Source organism: Streptomyces sp. ML-6 (genome assembly GCF_030116705.1).
GTDB lineage: Bacteria > Actinomycetota > Actinomycetes > Streptomycetales > Streptomycetaceae > Streptomyces.
The window spans coordinates 423,952-439,574 of the sequence record NZ_JAOTIK010000002.1 but is presented as its reverse complement, the minus strand read 5'-3'; the positions used below and the strand labels follow the sequence as shown (position 1 = coordinate 439,574).

Annotated in this window: 13 protein-coding genes and 2 pseudogenes; 11 read left to right on the top strand and 4 right to left on the bottom strand. The window is 70.9% G+C overall.

The genetic code is table 11. The annotated features are described in order from the left end of the window. Positions 1-64: 64 nt before the first annotated feature. Positions 65-586, bottom strand: a complete 522-nt coding sequence (locus tag OCT49_RS35935; protein ID WP_283856355.1) for a CGNR zinc finger domain-containing protein — start codon at positions 584-586, stop codon at positions 65-67. A gap of 110 nt (positions 587-696) precedes the next feature. On the opposite strand from OCT49_RS35935, the gene OCT49_RS35930 reads away from it, so the two are divergent. Next, entirely contained in the window at positions 697-1,560 is an 864-nt protein-coding gene (locus tag OCT49_RS35930; RefSeq protein WP_283856354.1) for an alpha/beta fold hydrolase, read from the top strand. 121 nt (positions 1,561-1,681) lie between these two features. After that, positions 1,682-2,188 (top strand): DUF2004 domain-containing protein, encoded by a 507-nt coding sequence (locus OCT49_RS35925; protein WP_502963507.1) that lies wholly within the window; start codon positions 1,682-1,684, stop codon positions 2,186-2,188. A gap of 360 nt (positions 2,189-2,548) precedes the next feature. On the opposite strand, the gene OCT49_RS35920 is transcribed toward OCT49_RS35925, so the two are convergent. Continuing rightward, positions 2,549-3,109: an SUKH-4 family immunity protein gene (locus tag OCT49_RS35920; protein ID WP_283856353.1), complete on the bottom strand. Its 561-nt coding sequence runs from the start codon at positions 3,107-3,109 to the stop codon at positions 2,549-2,551. Between the two features lie 155 nt (positions 3,110-3,264). On the opposite strand from OCT49_RS35920, the gene OCT49_RS35915 reads away from it, so the two are divergent. The 4 genes and pseudogenes from OCT49_RS35915 (at position 3,265) to OCT49_RS35905 (ending at position 6,113) form a co-directional block, all read left to right on the top strand. Continuing rightward, positions 3,265-3,696: a GNAT family N-acetyltransferase gene (locus tag OCT49_RS35915; protein ID WP_283856352.1), complete on the top strand. Its 432-nt coding sequence runs from the start codon at positions 3,265-3,267 to the stop codon at positions 3,694-3,696. A gap of 289 nt (positions 3,697-3,985) precedes the next feature. Further along, a complete protein-coding gene (locus OCT49_RS35910; RefSeq protein ID WP_283856351.1) occupies positions 3,986-4,402 on the top strand; it encodes a hypothetical protein in 417 nt (138 codons plus the stop codon). A gap of 87 nt (positions 4,403-4,489) precedes the next feature. Then, positions 4,490-4,626: pseudogene (locus OCT49_RS40240) on the top strand (IS5/IS1182 family transposase); the annotation flags it as partial. A 659-nt stretch (positions 4,627-5,285) separates the two neighbouring features. Further along, positions 5,286-6,113 (top strand): SDR family oxidoreductase, encoded by an 828-nt coding sequence (locus OCT49_RS35905; protein ID WP_283856350.1) that lies wholly within the window; start codon positions 5,286-5,288, stop codon positions 6,111-6,113. Between the two features lie 45 nt (positions 6,114-6,158). Here OCT49_RS35905 and OCT49_RS35900 read toward each other — a convergent pair whose 3' ends face one another. Next, on the bottom strand, positions 6,159-6,965 hold the full coding sequence (locus OCT49_RS35900) for a sulfite exporter TauE/SafE family protein (protein ID WP_283856349.1): 807 nt from the start codon (positions 6,963-6,965) through the stop codon (positions 6,159-6,161). Between the two features lie 98 nt (positions 6,966-7,063). On the opposite strand from OCT49_RS35900, the gene OCT49_RS35895 reads away from it, so the two are divergent. From OCT49_RS35895 to OCT49_RS35880, 4 genes and pseudogenes are all read left to right on the top strand, one after another. Beyond that, positions 7,064-7,837, top strand: coding sequence for an AraC family transcriptional regulator (locus tag OCT49_RS35895; protein ID WP_283856348.1), 774 nt, complete (start codon positions 7,064-7,066; stop codon positions 7,835-7,837). 148 nt (positions 7,838-7,985) lie between these two features. Then, positions 7,986-8,525: an ArsR/SmtB family transcription factor gene (locus OCT49_RS35890; RefSeq protein WP_283856347.1), complete on the top strand. Its 540-nt coding sequence runs from the start codon at positions 7,986-7,988 to the stop codon at positions 8,523-8,525. 17 nt (positions 8,526-8,542) lie between these two features. Then, positions 8,543-9,753: pseudogene (locus OCT49_RS35885) on the top strand (MFS transporter). A gap of 427 nt (positions 9,754-10,180) precedes the next feature. Further along, a complete protein-coding gene (locus OCT49_RS35880) occupies positions 10,181-10,468 on the top strand; it encodes a hypothetical protein (protein WP_283856346.1) in 288 nt (95 codons plus the stop codon). A 332-nt stretch (positions 10,469-10,800) separates the two neighbouring features. Here the strand turns inward: OCT49_RS35880 and OCT49_RS35875 are convergent, their stop codons facing one another. Next, complete coding sequence (locus tag OCT49_RS35875; RefSeq protein WP_283856345.1) at positions 10,801-11,688, bottom strand: septum formation family protein; 888 nt, start codon at positions 11,686-11,688, stop codon at positions 10,801-10,803. Between the two features lie 502 nt (positions 11,689-12,190). On the opposite strand from OCT49_RS35875, the gene OCT49_RS35870 reads away from it, so the two are divergent. Beyond that, positions 12,191-15,559, top strand: a complete 3,369-nt coding sequence (locus OCT49_RS35870; RefSeq protein ID WP_283856344.1) for a protein kinase domain-containing protein — start codon at positions 12,191-12,193, stop codon at positions 15,557-15,559. The last annotated feature ends 64 nt before the right edge of the window (positions 15,560-15,623 follow it).

Below are 15,623 nucleotides of genomic sequence, written 5' to 3'. Positions count from 1 at the left end.
CGACAACAACAACCGCGGGCACCGACTGCCGCCTCGTACCGGCCCCCTCGTACCGGTCCCCTCTCTACCGTCGCGGGTGCGACTTCTGGAAGCGCTCGGACTTGGCGCGGTTGCCGCAGACCTCCATCGAGCACCAGCGGCGGGAGCCGTTCTTGCTGACGTCGTAGAACCACAGGACACACCCGGGGCGCGCGCAGTGGCGGACGCGGTCGGGCCGTTCGGTGAGCAGGCGGACCAGGTCGGCGGCGGCGGTCCAGGCGGGCAGCCAGGCAGGGTCGTCCACGACGGTGGCGACCAGCGGCGCCCCGCCGCGCAGTCCGGGCCGGTGGAAGCCGTGGGCGAGGACACCGTTGAGCGGGCCGTCGTCGCCGTCCTCCAGCGCGGCCCGCAGCGCGGACCGGGCCTGCACCAACGCGTCGCGGATGGTGTCGCTGTCGGCGTCGACGGTGCCTGACATGTCGTGGTCGGCGAGCCAGCTCTCCAACCCGTCGGGCTCGTCGAACTGGTCGAGGCGGCGGCCGTGGTCCACCCAGACGGAATTGACCAGGTCCAGGGCCAGGGGTTCGCCGGTGAGCGGGCGTGTCATGTCGCACAGTCTACTCAACCGGTAAAACGCACTTGACCGGTTGGTCGTGGCCGTCTTACGGTGATCCGGCCGTCAACCGGCTAAATGAATTTAGATGGTTGGAGAAGATCATGACCGCAGTGCGCCACCACACCGTCCGGATCGACGGGCTCGACGTCTTCTACCGCGAGGCCGGCGACCCGACCGCACCCACGCTCGTCCTGCTGCACGGCTTTCCGACGTCCTCGGTGATCTACCGGGACCTGATGGCCGACCTGTCCGACGAGTTCCACCTGATCGCGCCGGACTACCCCGGCTTCGGCCTCAGCTCCGCGCCGCCCGCCGACGCGTGGGACTACACCTTCGACCACCTGGCGGACACGGTGGACGCGCTGCTGGAGGAGCTGGACATCACCCGGTACGCGCTCCACGTCCACGACTACGGCGCGCCCGTCGGATTCCGCCTGGCACTGCGCCACCCCGAGCGGATCACCGGCATCGTCACGCAGAACGGCAACGCCTACGAGGACGGCCTGACACCGTTCTGGAAGTCGATTCGCAGCTACTGGGCCGACCCGTCCACCGAGAACCGCGACGCGCTGCGCGGCATGTTCACCGCCGAGGCCACGCACTGGCAGTACACCCACGGCGTCCCGGACACCACGCTGGTGGACCCGTCGCAGGCGCTGCACGACCAGGCACTGCTGGACCGGCCGGGCAACCACGAGATCCAGCTCGACCTGTTCCTGGACTACGGCACCAACCCGCCCCGCTACGCCGAATGGCAGCAGTACCTGCGCACGCACCGGCCGCCACTGCTGGCGGTCTGGGGCCGCGGCGACGACATCTTCGGCCCGGACGGCGCCCGCGCGTTCGCCCGCGACCTGCCCGACGCCCGGATCCACCTGCTCGACGCGGGCCACTTCCCGTTCACCACCCGGCGGATGCGGAGCGCGGCGCTGATCCGTGATTTCCTGCGCGGCCTGCCCGACTGAACACGGGGGGCCGGCCCGCACCCCCCGGCGAGCCGCTGTCGATGTCAGAGGTCCCCGCTACGGTGAAGCCGGTCTACGGAGTTGCCCGCATCCAGTGCGGCAAGAGAAATGGTGACCTCTCGTGAAGGCCATGGAGCACGCCCACTTCGGGCGCGTGGAAACAAGGGCGCTGGACGGCGCGGGTGTCGTTTGGGAAGGCGCTGCGCGACTCGGGGACGCCGAGGTCGAGGCCCGGCTGTGGGCCGGACCGTCCGGCGAGCCGGACCACGAGGAGCTGGACGCGCTTGCCGCACGCCTCTCCGACCTGCCGACCCTCGACGCAACGGCCCGCCCGGCGCTGCGCGCGTACCTGCGCGAGGACCGCTCCTTCGTCGACCACCACATCGAGGAGCTGGAAGACAGCGAGACGGTTGCCCGCCTCGTGCGGGACGCGGCCGGCGAAGAGGTCGGAGCCGATCCCTTCGCCGCCGCCATGCGTCTGAGCGGTGTCGGCCTGTGGCTGAGCGGAGTGTCCGACGGACCCCCTGTCATCTTGGACTACGTGTTCGATCCCGAGCTCAGCGATCAAATACTTGCCGTCAAACTGACCCGGGACGGAGCGGTGGTTTCCGTCGACTGGGAAAGCTGACGACTGACTCCATCGCCGCCCGACGCGAGAGCGCGAGTGCGGATGCGGCGGCGGTACCCCTGCCGATACGGCGCGCTCCTCACGGGCCACCCCGTTCCTGCCCGCACAGAGCCGTGCCCGGGCCCGCCCGGCGGAACCGGCCGCAACCACCGGGGGCGGCTGAGGTACCTGTTCGAGCTTCCGGGGCGATCGACCGTGGGCCCAAAGCCGAGCGTCGGGTTCGGCATCCCGCGCGCCGCCGGCCCGGCCGACGGCAACCGTAACGACCTCACGCATCCGTAGGCCACGATCGCCAGCAGGAAGCCGCCGAAGAACACCCGGCTGTTGCCGTAGCGATTCATCAGGCGCGGGGCGCCGGGGTCAGTAGAGCCAGCGGTCCAGGAGCCCCGGCCAGAGAAACCCCTCGTAGCCGTTGAAGGCCACTGGGTCGATCTCCTTCAGCTCCTCGGCCAGTCGGTTCAGTTCGGCGAAAGCCCGCTCTTCTTCCTCCTCGGAGAGGTACTCCTCGGGGCCGTCCGGCTCGCCGAGAAGCTCCAATACCGTGACGCGGCTGCCGTAACGGTGAAGGGCGTCGAGCCACACGTCGACACCCGAGTTGGCGAACCACGCCTCCCCATCCGGCAGGACGAAGTGGACCACGCCGGTCTCAGGCTCGGCCCCGAACCATGAGCGTTCAGCCGGTGAACCGGAGTCGGTCTCCTCCGTGAGGCGGTAGAGCGGACCACGGGACGTGAGCAGGACCGGATCAGCCCCGCTCTGCATCACGGATCGCCCGATAAGACGTGGAGTCACCGGGATGCCCACCTCGACGAGCTGTGCCTTCATGAACCCCGGGATCCACCAGCCGGCCACGACGTCCCGCCCGGCTCGCGTGACATGTCCCGGGCCGGCCCACTCGGTCAGCCGGCCGTACGTCACCATCGGACGTTCCTCTTCCGTCGGTTGCGGTTCCGACCCTACCGAGCCGACCTCGGGCCAAGACACGGCCGCACTCGCGGGACGGCCTTCAGGAGTCATCTCATTCGGCGCGACAACCACTTGGAAAAACCAAGTACAACGGGATACGCTGCCGCTCCATGATCGCCGGTGGTGGAAACAACGGGTACGAGTTCTCGACGGACCCGGATCGACTCGACGTGGAACTGGTGCACCGTTGGCTCTCGACGGATGCGTTCTGGGCCCTGGGGCGCACTCGGAAGACTGTCGAGGGGTCGATACGCGGTTCGCTGAACTTCGCCCTCTACGACGCCGACGGCAACCAGGCCGCCTACGCTCGCGTGGTCACCGACCGGGCCACCTTCGCTTGGCTTTGCGACGTCTACGTCGCCCCCGCCCACCGGGGCAAGGGGCTCGGGACGTGGCTTGTGACAGCGGTTCGTGACCATCTTGCTCCCTATCGACTCAAGCGCGTTCTCCTGTCGACCCTCGACGCGCACGAGGTCTACGCGAAGGCCGGATTCACCCCCGTACCGAACCCGGAGAGCTTCATGATTCTGAGTGCCGAGTAGTGAAGGGAACGGACAGCCTGCGGTAGCAGATGGGGATGCGGGCGATGCGGTGCCGGACGCCGCGCTGCGGCAGCCATTGCCGAACAACCTCAAACCGCATCTCTCCACTCCGCCACAGAACGCAGAGCGCAGAGCACGGGCGGGGCACAGGGCAACACCACACAAGTTGTGGCACCTTGCGGCGGACCGGCCGGATATTCATCTGTACTCGCGGGAGACAGGCGGCGTGCGACGATCGTGGTGCGGAGCGGCTGGAGCGATACCGATCTTTCCCGGGAGCGGAGTCAGGGTGAAGGACGACGAGATACGCGCGAGTTTCGACGGCCGCGGCCGCGTCGAGTTACGGATCGGTCATGTCACAGCCGCGAGGCGGCGTCGGATCGAGGAGATCGCCCACGCGCTCGGCTACCGGCTGGTCATGGTGGAGAACCTCGGCCAGCTCGGTATCCGGCTCGTCCATGAACGCGACGACGGCCCGATCGCACGCCGTCGCGCCGAGTTGACCATTGCCCGGCTGCGCGCGGACGGCCCGCTGCTGCCTGCGGTGGAGCCGCCGCCGCCCCCGCCACCGGGCCCGCCGCCCCCGGCCCCGTCACAGGTCCGGCCCCGGCAGCCCGACCGTCCTCGGTGGGGGCCCCACCACCGCCACCACCACCGCCCTCCCTCCAGGCCCCAGCCCGCCCACGGCTCCCACCCCCACCCCTGATCCCTCCGCCACCGGGCCCCCGCCTCAGCCACCCGCAGCCCCATCCTCTTGACGGTGTTCGCCCGTGCCTGAAGCGTTGCCGTTGGGCGACTCCACCTCGACGAACTCGGCGCCCGGGGCGAGTTGGCCCGGCTCCGGTGCGCCATGGACTCCGTCAGCCTCCGGGCCGCACAAAGGGGCCACGGAGGGGACCGACTCCGACCGACCGCGGCAAGGCCGCATCGAACGCTACGAACGCAGGGCCGAACACTTCCTGGTCTTCGTCGGCACGGCCGCCGTTCTCATCTGTCATCGCTGCCTCACGCAGTTGACGCCCTAAAACACTTCAGGCAGGGCGGTTGCGAGCCAGAAAAGTCCGACCAGAACCCATCCTCCTCCCACCAGACGAAACGTCCCACTCCCTATTGGGCGGATGAGGGAAAAGTAATCGAAGAGTCGATCTGCGAGGTTCCACAGGTTCGCCAAGAGGCAGATCCCGAAGCCCGCGACGAACGCTCCCACCATGACAGCAAGCATCAGCCATTCTTTCTGTGCTCACGTGCTCAGACGAGCATGCATCTTCGTGCCCTGCTGCCCCGAGCAGCCCCCGCACAACGAACTGATCGGTTGCCCTCGACCAAGCCGTCCCACCACGAGAAACGACCTCGAAGTCGTTCTTCGACCCCGACCGACCGGAGCGTCACATTGCCTGGAAGGGCTGCCGGCGAACGGCTGAGTTTTCCACGGCCGAAGAACGCCCGGCCCGCACGGTGCCGGTGCCCTCTCGGGCGATCAGAGGGTTCGCGCCAAGTCCCGGACCGGGCGACGGTACTTGCCGTGACCGCACCCGCGGCCGGCGTCGAAGCAGGCCCGGCGTGAGGATCCTCCCTTACTGTTTCGCGTCATGACAGCCCTGATCATCGGCGGCAGTGGGTTCCTGGGCGCCGAACTGGTGCGCCAGGCGGTGGCGGCCGGGAACGCTACGGCCGCGACCTTCGCCACCAGGCCCGGCAGCATTCCGGGTGTCGCGTGGCACGCCCTCGACCTGCGGGACCCCGAGCGCGTCGAGGCAGTCGTGGCCGAGGTTGGCCCGCGCTTCGTCATCAACGCCACGAGCGGCAGATCCGATTGGGCGGTTACGGCCGAGGGCCCCGTCCGTCTGGCGATGGCCGCGGCGAAGCACGGCTGCCGCCTGGTCCACGTGTCCAGCGACGCGGTGTTCTCCGGCGCCCGCGTCCACTACGACGAAAGCTGCCCGCCCGACCCCATCACCCCTTACGGTGCGGCCAAGGCCGCGGCGGAGACGGGCGTTCGCCTCGTGCACCCGGACGCCGTCGTCGCTCGCACCTCGCTGATCATCGGCGACCGGCGGTCCGCGCACGTGCGTCTGGTGCACGATCTCGCGGCCGGTATCCGAGACGGGGCCCTGTTCACCGATGACATCCGCTGCCCCGTCCACGTCACCGATCTGGCCGCCGCGTTGCTGGAACTCGCAACCGGCAACGCGAACGGCGTCCACCACCTGGCGGGAGCCGACGCCGTGAGCCGCCACGAACTCGGCCTCCTCATCGCCGGACGTGACGGGCTCGACGCCTCCCGGCTGCCTGCGGGACTACGGGCCACCAGCGCGCTTCCCGGAGCCCTCGACGTCCGCCTCGACAGCCGCGCCACCCGGCGCAACCTGCGCACCGTGCTGCGTGGCGCCCGGCAGTTCCTGGCGACGGGAACTTGACCGCCTCCCTGCCGACGAGGACGGGACGGGCCCTCGACCTGCCGTTCAGATCCCCATGACGAGCATGACGACCACCAGCAGGGTGACGTAGGCGACGGAGTGCACCCGGTCCGGGACGCGGGTCGCGACGCGGCGGGTCAGGGCGATGGTGGGCAGCGAGCCGCCGAGCAGCGCGGCGCAGGCGAGCAGATCGATGTGGCCGAGCCGTCCGGCCCCGGCGTGCAGGGTGGGAACGGCGAAGGCGTAGACGGCGGTGCCGACCACGGCGACGGGCACGCTGAGCGGGTTGGCCATCGCCGTCGCCTCGGCCATCGGCAGGCCCCGGCGGCGCAGCAGCGGTACGGTCATGACACTGCCGCCCACGCCCAGGCAGGCGGCGACCGAGCCGATCCCGACCCCGCCCAGCGTCCTGACCGGGCGGCTCGGCGGACGCGGCTCCCGGTCCTGCGGGACCGACAGGAAACCCTTGCGCAGCAGGCTGTCGGCGATCGTCACCAGCAGATACGCGGCGAACAGCACCCGCAGCACGGGGCCGCTGATCCGCGTCGCCGCGAACGACCCGGCCACCGCGCCGACCAGCACGAACGCGGCCATCGGCCAGATGTACTCCCGACGCAGCCGGCCCTGGCGCCACTGCGCCAGGGTGGCGAAGACCGAGTTGACGACCATGACCGCCGTCGACGTGGCCACCGCCACGTGCATCGCGTCGGCGCCGGCGCCGGGGTGCGTGGTGACGCTCCAGAGGCCGTAGACGACGGGAACGGTGACGAAGCCGCCGCCGAACCCGAAGAGCACCGTGGTGATCCCGGTCAGGCAGCCGAACAGAAGAAGTACGAGGTATGAGGTCAGCACTGCCACGACGCTACGGACCCGGCCGCATGGCGGGCAATCGAATGAACGCCAGATGCCTTCGCCGATCGGACAGCGGCTCCGGAGCCTAGTCTGACGGTGTGCGCAACGTCCGTATCGACGAGGTCGATGCCATCGACCGTGCCGTCCTGGCCATCGGCACCGACTACCCGCCCGGCCACCTGCTGCCGTACCACGAGCACCGCCGGGCCCAGGTGCTGTACGCCGCGACCGGCGTCATGGAGCTGGCGACGGCGGAGGGCACCTGGACGGTGCCCATCGACCGCGCGGTGCTGATCCCGGCCGGGACCCGGCACCAGGTCGCCATGCCCGGGGTCAGCACCCGCAGCCTCTACATCGAACCCGCCGCCGTGCCGTGGTTCCCCACCCGTTGCCGGGTCGTCGAGGTCTCCGCGCTGTTGCGAGAACTCCTCCTGGCAGCCGTCGACATGAAGCCGCTCTACCCGGAACACGGCCGTGACGCGGCCCTGATCGGCCTGCTCCTGCACGAACTGGCCGACCTGGCGCCGCTGCCCCTGGACATCCCGCTGCCCGCCGACCCGGCACTTCGGCGGCTGTGCGACGCGTTCCTACGGCGGCCCGACGTCCACGACCCGCCCGCCCGTTGGGCCGCCGCCCTGGGCGTCAGCGAACGCACCCTGGGCCGGCGGTTCCGCGGCGCCACCGGGCTGAACTTCGCGCAGTGGCGGCAACGGGCCTGCATCGTGCACTCCCTGCGGCACCTGGCCGCCGGCACGCCGGTCACCCGGATCGCGGCCGACCTCGGGTACGACAGCCCGGCGGCGTTCACCACCGCTTTCCGCACCCTGCTGGGCCGGCCGCCGAGCGCCTACCGGGCCACCGGACAGGCCTGATGACGGATGGCCGACCCCCGCGACCTGCCGGACGATGCGGACGACCCGGCAGGAGTACGGGCGAAGGCCCCACGTGCCGGACAGCCGGTTCCGGAAGTCCGGGCGAAACCCCTTGCCCAATGGTCAAGAAACGTTGACCATTGGGGGCGTGGCCGCTGAAGACCTCCCCGAGACGTTCCACGTCACCACTGACGAACAGCTACGAGCCGTCTCCAACCTCACCCGTCACCGGATCATGGCCGTGCTCCGCTTCGAGCCCGCGACGATCACGCAGATCGCCGAGCGGGTGGGCCTCGCCAAGGGAAGCTCCAGCTACCACGTCCGGCTGCTCGAACGGGCCGGCCTGGTGAAGGTGGTGCGGACACGGAAGGTCCGGGGGGTCACCGAGCGGTACTACGCGATGGCCGCGCGGTCGATCGTGCTGCCGGATCCGGGCGAGGGAGGACCCGACGTGCTGATGCGGCATGCGGTGGCGGACCTGGAAGCCGCACCGGCGGAAAGCGAACGGCACGTACGGATGGCCCATCTGCGGCTCACCGAGGAGCAGTTCGCGGAGCTGGGGGAGCGGCTGCAGGCGCTGGCGGACGAGTACCGGAAACTGTCCGACCCGTCGTTGCCGGACGCGTCTCTCGTCTTCGCGCTGTTCCGCCCGGCACCGCGCGACCGGACCGAAGAGGGCGCCAAGTAACCTCGGACGTACGGAAGTTGCCGCCCGGGTTCGGACGGTTGTGGGCCGCGCAGACGATCTCCTCGCTCGGTGACGGGGTGTCACACGCCGCGCTGCCGCTGCTCGCACTGACGTTGACGCGGGACCCGATGGCGCTCGCCGTCGTCACGGCCGCAGGAACGCTGCCGTGGCTGCTCTTCGGGGTGCTCGGCGGTGCGTTGGTGGACCGCTGGGACCGTCGGCGCACGATGTGGGTCACGGACGCGGCACGCGCGGCGCTGCTCGCGATACCGGCGGCAGCGGCCGTGCTCGACGTGCTGAGCATTCCGCTGCTCGCCACCGTCGCCTTCCTGCTCGGCCTCGGCGGACTCTTCTTCGACACGGCCGCCACGGCCCATCTGCCGGACCTGCTCGGCCGCGACCCCGCGCTCCTGGAGCGCGCCAACTCCCGCCTGCGCGGCACCCAGACCGCCGCGTCCGGTTTCGCGGGACCGCCCGCGGGCAAGCACCGCATGATGCACGAGGAGAGGCTGGCCGAGGCGAGGGAGCGGCTCGACGAAGCGGTGGAGGCCGTGCGGGACGACGACGAGATCCGCGTCGACCTCCGTGCACCGCCGTGCCACCAGGCCGGTCGGTGCTGACGCTGCGCGAACTGGAGATGGTGCACGGCGCGCGCGTGACCGGCGGGTACGGCCTGTACGGTCCCGAGCGCGTCGCCCTGGTCGGGCGCAACGGCGCGGGCAAGACGACACTGCTGCGCACCATCGCCGGGGAGCTGGCTCCGGTGTCGGGGGAGGCGACGGTGCACGTACCGGCCCGGTTCCTGCCGCAGCGGCTGGACATCCTCGACGGGGAACTGAGCATCGCGGAGAACGTGGCCCGTTTCGCACCGGGCGCCACCAACAACCTGATCAGGTCGCGGCTGGCCCGCTTCCTGTTCCGGGGTGCCGTCGCCGACCGGAAGGCGGCGGCCCTGTCCGGCGGCGAGCGGTTCCGGGCGGCGCTGGCCGCGCTGATGCTGGCCGATCCGGCGCCGCAACTGCTGATGCTGGACGAGCCGACGAACAACCTGGACATGGCGAGCGTCCGGCAGCTCACCACGGCCCTGGAGGCGTACGAGGGCGCACTGCTGGTGGCCAGTCACGACCTGCCGTTCCTCGCCTCGTCGGGCATCACCCGGTGGCTGCTGCTGGAGGAGGGAGAACTGACGGAGACCACACCGGAGACGGTGGGCGCCATGGCCGGCTGACGCGGTGCGCGGCGGCCGACGTTCGGCAGTCGGCGTTCGGCGGAGGGTTCGGCAGGAGGCGGGACGGGACCGGGCGGCGGGTGCTGCCGGCCGCATGGTGAGGCACTCCTCGAAGGCCACCGGGGCCGCATGGTTCGCCGGGGGCATTCGCTGTCGTGCGATCGCGTCCTACGATGCATGTGAGGGGCTGGTCGGCAGGCCGACCGCCGTGGTCGCGAACCCGGGGAGCGCCGCACGGATGACTTCGTCCCTCCGCCATGCCGGTTTCGTACGTCGCATGCTGTGCCGGCTCGGGCTCCACCGCGACCGGTGCTTCACGCCCGGCGAGCTCGGGCGCCCTGCCACCCGGTGCCTTCACGAGTGGCGGTGCGTGTTCTGCGATCGGCTTCGGCAGTCCGGTGTGCTGCACCGGTACGGGGGTGAAAAATTGACGAACGACCCGTGCCGAAAGATTGCTGTCTGTGTCCGTTGCGGCCATGAACTCGAATGCGTCCAGCACGCGAACCACCTCGTCCCGGTGGCCGGGCTCCCGGCGACGCAGCGGCCGAACTACGTCATCGGCTACCGCAGAGCCACGCCCTGCGACTACGTGCAGATCTGCCAGCGCTGTGGCGAGACGGACAACAACGTGGTCACCGAGCACGACTGGGACGATCCGTGGTGGGGCGACAAGTGCCGACGATGTGGCGAACGGTGGGTCGACGACGGGGACTGACCCCGCTGCGGGGAGCGACCGGTGCGGGGTCCACGGAGGGTTCGTGGGAGCACCCGCACGGGCCGCGCCGGCAGTTGTGAACGGTGCCGCCGCCGTGGCAGCAGCAGTGAAGGCGACGACCGGCCATACCCCGCCGACGGGGCATTCGTCTCCGGCCCGGCGAAGCCCCCTGCGCGGCGCGGGCGCAGGGGGCGGCCGCGGCGTTGCGCCGCGCCTGGACCGCGGGGAGGCGCCGTCTTTCAGGCAGGTACTCGACGGTCACGACCGTGGGGAGGCGCCGCCCTCCGGACAGGTGCTCGACGGCCACCGCCCCGCGGTTCCGACGGGGTGTGTCAGCCCGCCCAGACCTCGGCCTCGTCGGCCGGGACGGTGGTGGCCAGGCCCAGCTCCTTGCGGGCGGCGACCGACTTGTTCGGGTCGATGCCGGTGAACGCCGGGTCGTAGGCGATGTAGAACGCGTCGGCGTCGGCGGCGTTCGCGGCCTTCTTCCAGTTCCCGGCCGCCTTCGTCAGCGTCGTGCGGAGCTTGCCGACCTCGGTGCCCTTGATGCCCTCCAGGCCCTTGAGGTGGGTGTCGAGGGCGGCAGCGACGGCCTTGGCCTGCGCCTTGTAGCCGGCCAGGTCGTCCTCGACGGAGTCCTTCTCGGACTGGTTCGCCCACAGGGCCTCATAGACCGCGTTCGAACCCTTGAGGTACGTGGTCTGCTCGGGCTTGAGGGACTTCGCGGTGGCCAGCGAGCCGCTGAACGTCCCCTTCTCCGCGGTGTAGGTGCAGCTCACCGCACGGTCACCCGTCGCCCAGCTCTCCTTGGTCGGGGTGTAGTAGAAGAGGGCGACGCCCTTGGGGTACGCCCAGGTGTCCGGGGCGTACTTCTGCGCCTCGACCGGGCAGCGGCTGTCCGCGATCGTCGAGACCCCCTCCTCGCCGGGGTACTCCTTGCCCTTGTCGAGGGCGAACTCACCGACGACCTGGCCCTGGTGCGCCTCCTCGCAGGGCACGATCTCGACGGAGTACGCCGTCCCCTCGGCCTTGCCGTTGGGGTTGTAGCAGTCGCCGACGTCCAGCGAGAACACCGAGCGCTGGCGAGCCACCTTCTTCGCGCCGTCCTTGGCGCTGTCGACGGCGTCGGAGACCTCCGAGCATCCCACTGCGCCGATCGCGAGCAGGGCGACAACGGCGGATATACCGCGAAGGGAACGATGCGAGGCGCGGATTGCCATGACGTGTACATCCTATTTAAGTGATCTTTATGTGACTGCGCGCATCATATGCCATTCCTGTGACACCGCTGTGCGGAGGCCCTCGCCCCCCAGCGGCATCTCTGACTCGCGATGGGCCGCGAGGGTTGTATCCGGACTGCTCGCAGGGGGCCGGTCTCGCCGATCGGGGCGGCGAAGCGGACTCCTGGAGCCTGTTCCGACCGGGAATGCCCGTGTTGTGTCTCCCGCTGTGTGGCGATCTCCGACCACTGCCGCGCCCACCGGCCGGGGGCGGGCCGCAGCCGTCGTTCCGGCTGTTCCGGACAACGGCGGAGGCCGCGCTGCTGTCGCACACGGCGGTGGAGCTTTGGCGAATGCTGCGCGAAGGTGACCGCACCGGTCTCGACACGGGCGGATCATCGGACGAGGCATCCGCGGTGGACGTGGTGACGAAACGTCCGCCACGGACGTGATGACGAGGCGTCCGCCGTGGACGTGATACGGGGAAAGGGCTGAAGCCGGCGTGGTGGGCGGGGTGTGGCGGGTCGGGCAGGTCGTGGACGGGCGTTACGAGGTCGCCCAGGTGCACGAGGGCGGCGGCATGGGCCTGATGTACCGGGTCCGGCACCTGGAGTGGGCGACCGACCTGGCGGTGAAGTGCCCCCGGGCGGAACTCTTCCGTACCGACGCGCAACGGGACCTGTTCACGGCCGAGGCGGAGATCTGGGTGTCGCTGGGCCTGCATCCGAACGTGTGCGCCTGCCACTACGTACGCGTCCTGGACGGGCTTCCGCGGGTGTTCGCCGAGTACGTCGCCGACGGCAGCCTGCACGACTGGATCGACGACCGCCGCCTGTACGCGGGCGACCCGGCCGAGGCGCTCGCCCGCATCCTCGACGTGGCGGTGCAGGCCGCCTGGGGGCTGGACCACGCGCACGGGCGCGGTGTGGTGCACCAGGACGTCAAACCCGCCAACGTGCTGCTCGACGCCACCGCGGACGGAATCGTCGCGAAGGTGACCGACTTCGGCCTGGCCCGGGCGCGGGCCACGGTCACCGGGCCGGGGCCCACGGGCACCCCGGCGGACAAGAGCGTGCTGGTGTCCAACCGGGGCCTGACGCCCGCCTACGCCTCGCCCGAGCAGGGGATGGGCCTGCAGGTGGGCCGGCGCTCCGACATCTACAGCCTCGCCGTGTCCGTACTGGAGATGTTCACCGGCGGGATCAGCTGGATGCTCGGTGCCGTGGCCGGTGAGGCGCTGGCCATCCGGCGCACGAGGGCCGAGCCCGGCATACCCGACCTGCCGGACGGGCTGGTCGACCTGCTGGAGCGGAGTCTGAGCCCGGACCCGGCCGCGCGGCCCGCGTCCATGGGCGAGTTCGCCGGTGAACTCATCGGGATCCACCGGCAAGTGACCGGATCTTCGTATCCGCGAGCGGTCCCGGTGGTCGCGGACCTGCGGGCCGACGAGCTCAACAACCGCGGGGTCTCCCTGCTCGACCTCGGCCGCCCGGCCGAGGCGGGCGAGGCGTTTGCCACCGCGCTCGCCGTCGATCCGCAACACCTGAACGCCACGTACAACGCCGGTCTGCTGCGATGGCGGCGCGGCGAGATCACCGACGAGGACCTCGTCGTGGCGCTCGACACGGCCGCCGCCGGGCAGTCCGGACCCGGAGAGGCCCGTCGGCTCCTCGCCGAGGTGCACCGGGAACGCGGCGACCGCGAAGAGGCCGACGCGCTGCTCGGCCGACGGCCGCCGACCCGGTCCGGCGGAGGGCGGTCGAGGGGCACGCGCCGCCTCGCCTGGTACGCGCACCGGAAACGCGAGGCCGTGTACGACCCGTTCTTCGACATGGAGGTCATGCCGGCCACGCCGTCCATCCGGGTCCGCTTCACCGACGACGGCACACGCGCGGTCAGTGTGTGCGACGGGGTGCTGCGGGTGTGGGACGTCCACGAGGGGCGGTGCCTGCGGGAGGTGGCGGCACCGGTCACCCCGAAGGAGGAGCCCGTCAGGCTCGGCATCAGTGGCGACGGCCGGTACGCGATCACCGCCGGGCTGTACACCGTGCGGTTCTGGGACCTGGCCGAGGGGCGCTGCCTGCGGGTCTTCGACGCCGTTTTCGACGGCCGCCGGGAAGGGCTGGACCGGATCCTTCACTGGCCCAACTCGGTGGACCTCAGCGGCGACGGACGGGTCGCCGTCGTGGCGTACCACGGCGGGATCGTACTTGTCTGGGACTTTCCCAGCGGTGCGCTCCGACTGGTCCTCGACGGGCACGACAGCAGGGCGACGGCGGCGGTCGATCACCACGGGCGATTCGTGCTCGGCGCGGGCCGTGCGGACGGCACGGCACGGGTGTGGGACGTGACGACGGGCCGTTGTGTTCACGTGCTCGACAGCTGCGAACGCGTCCACGGGGCCTGGCTCGCCGCCGACGCGGAACGGGCGGCGGTGGCGGGCGACGGGGAGATCCGGGTCTGGGATTTCCGCAACGGGCGCGCCCGCGTGTTCCAGGGCGTGGGCAGGCTCCCCCGGGTGGCGATGGCGGGCGATGTGGTGGTGTCCATGGACGTGGACGACACGGTTCGCCTGTGGACGATGGAGGACGGACGGTGCCGGCGCACCCTCCGCGGCGACGGAAGCCGCGTGCTCGCCGCCCATGTCGACCCGGAGGCGGGTGTCCTGCGCACCGCCTGGCAGGACGATCGACTCCGCTGGTGGGCACTGCCCGAGCGGTACACCGCACCGCCCCGGCCGAGCCGACCGCGCCGGCACCCCGAACTGAGCATGTTCCGCAGCAGGGTGGCCGACCTGACGAACCGTGCCCGGACGGCCGACGAGCCGCGCACGGCCCTGGAGTTGCTCGCCGAGGCCAGGGCGGTGCCCGGGCACGAGCGTGAGCCGGGGCTGCTCGCCGCGTGGCGCGAACTCGGGCTGTCCGCGACCCGGGTGGGCCTTCGCTCCGCGTGGCCCGCCGGAGTGTTCGACGCCGGAGCCGACGCCGGGCAGGTGGCCCTGGACACGAGCGCCGACGGCCGGGTCGCCGTGTCCGGCGGGGTCGGTGGCACCGTGCGGGTGTGGAACCTGGAGAGCGGAACCTGCAAGCGCGTGACGGAGAAGCGGCCCCACCTGGTCGGCGCCGTCGGGATCAGTGACGACGGGACCCGGGCGATGTACACGACGGGCGGAGTCATCACCGCATGGTCGGTCCGGAGCGGGGAGCGGGTCACCGTTGTGGACCACCCGTCGGCGTTGGGCATGACCGCGTTCGACTCGGCCGCGCGGATGGCATTGGTGGCGGGCCATGACGCGCTCCGACTGTGGAACCTGGACACCGGGGCGTGTGAGCGGAAACTGCCACCGCATCCGCACACCACCGCACTCTGGTTCGGGCCGGGGCTCGCCGTTTCCGGGGGAAGGGACGGGACGGTGCGACTGTGGGACCTGGACACCGGACGGTGTGCACGGACGTTCCGCGGCCACACCCAGCAGGTGATGTCGGTCTGCCTGAGCGCGGACGGCCGGCACGTTCTCTCCTCGGGCGGGTACACCGACCGCACGATCCGACTGTGGGACGCGGCGACGGGCACGTGCCTGCGCGTCTTCGGCGATGACCCCGACAGCCGGAGAGGGATCGGCTCGGTGCCCAAGGTGCCGTCCAAACGGGTGCGGTTCAGCCCTGACGGGCGCTTCGCCATCTCCGGCGGAAGCGACACCACCGTACGGATCTGGGAACTCGCCACCGGTCGGTGCCTGTGCGTTCTGGAGGGCCACGAGGGCACGGTGTCGGCCGTCCTGATCAGCCCGGACGCACGGTTCGCCCTCTCCGCCGGCACGGGCGGGGCGGTACGGCGCTGGGAACTCGACTGGGATCTGCGGGTGCCCTGACGCGACGACCCGCCCGGGGCCGCAGCCCTCGAAGCGGATCCATGGTCCGCGCGGCCGACTCGCC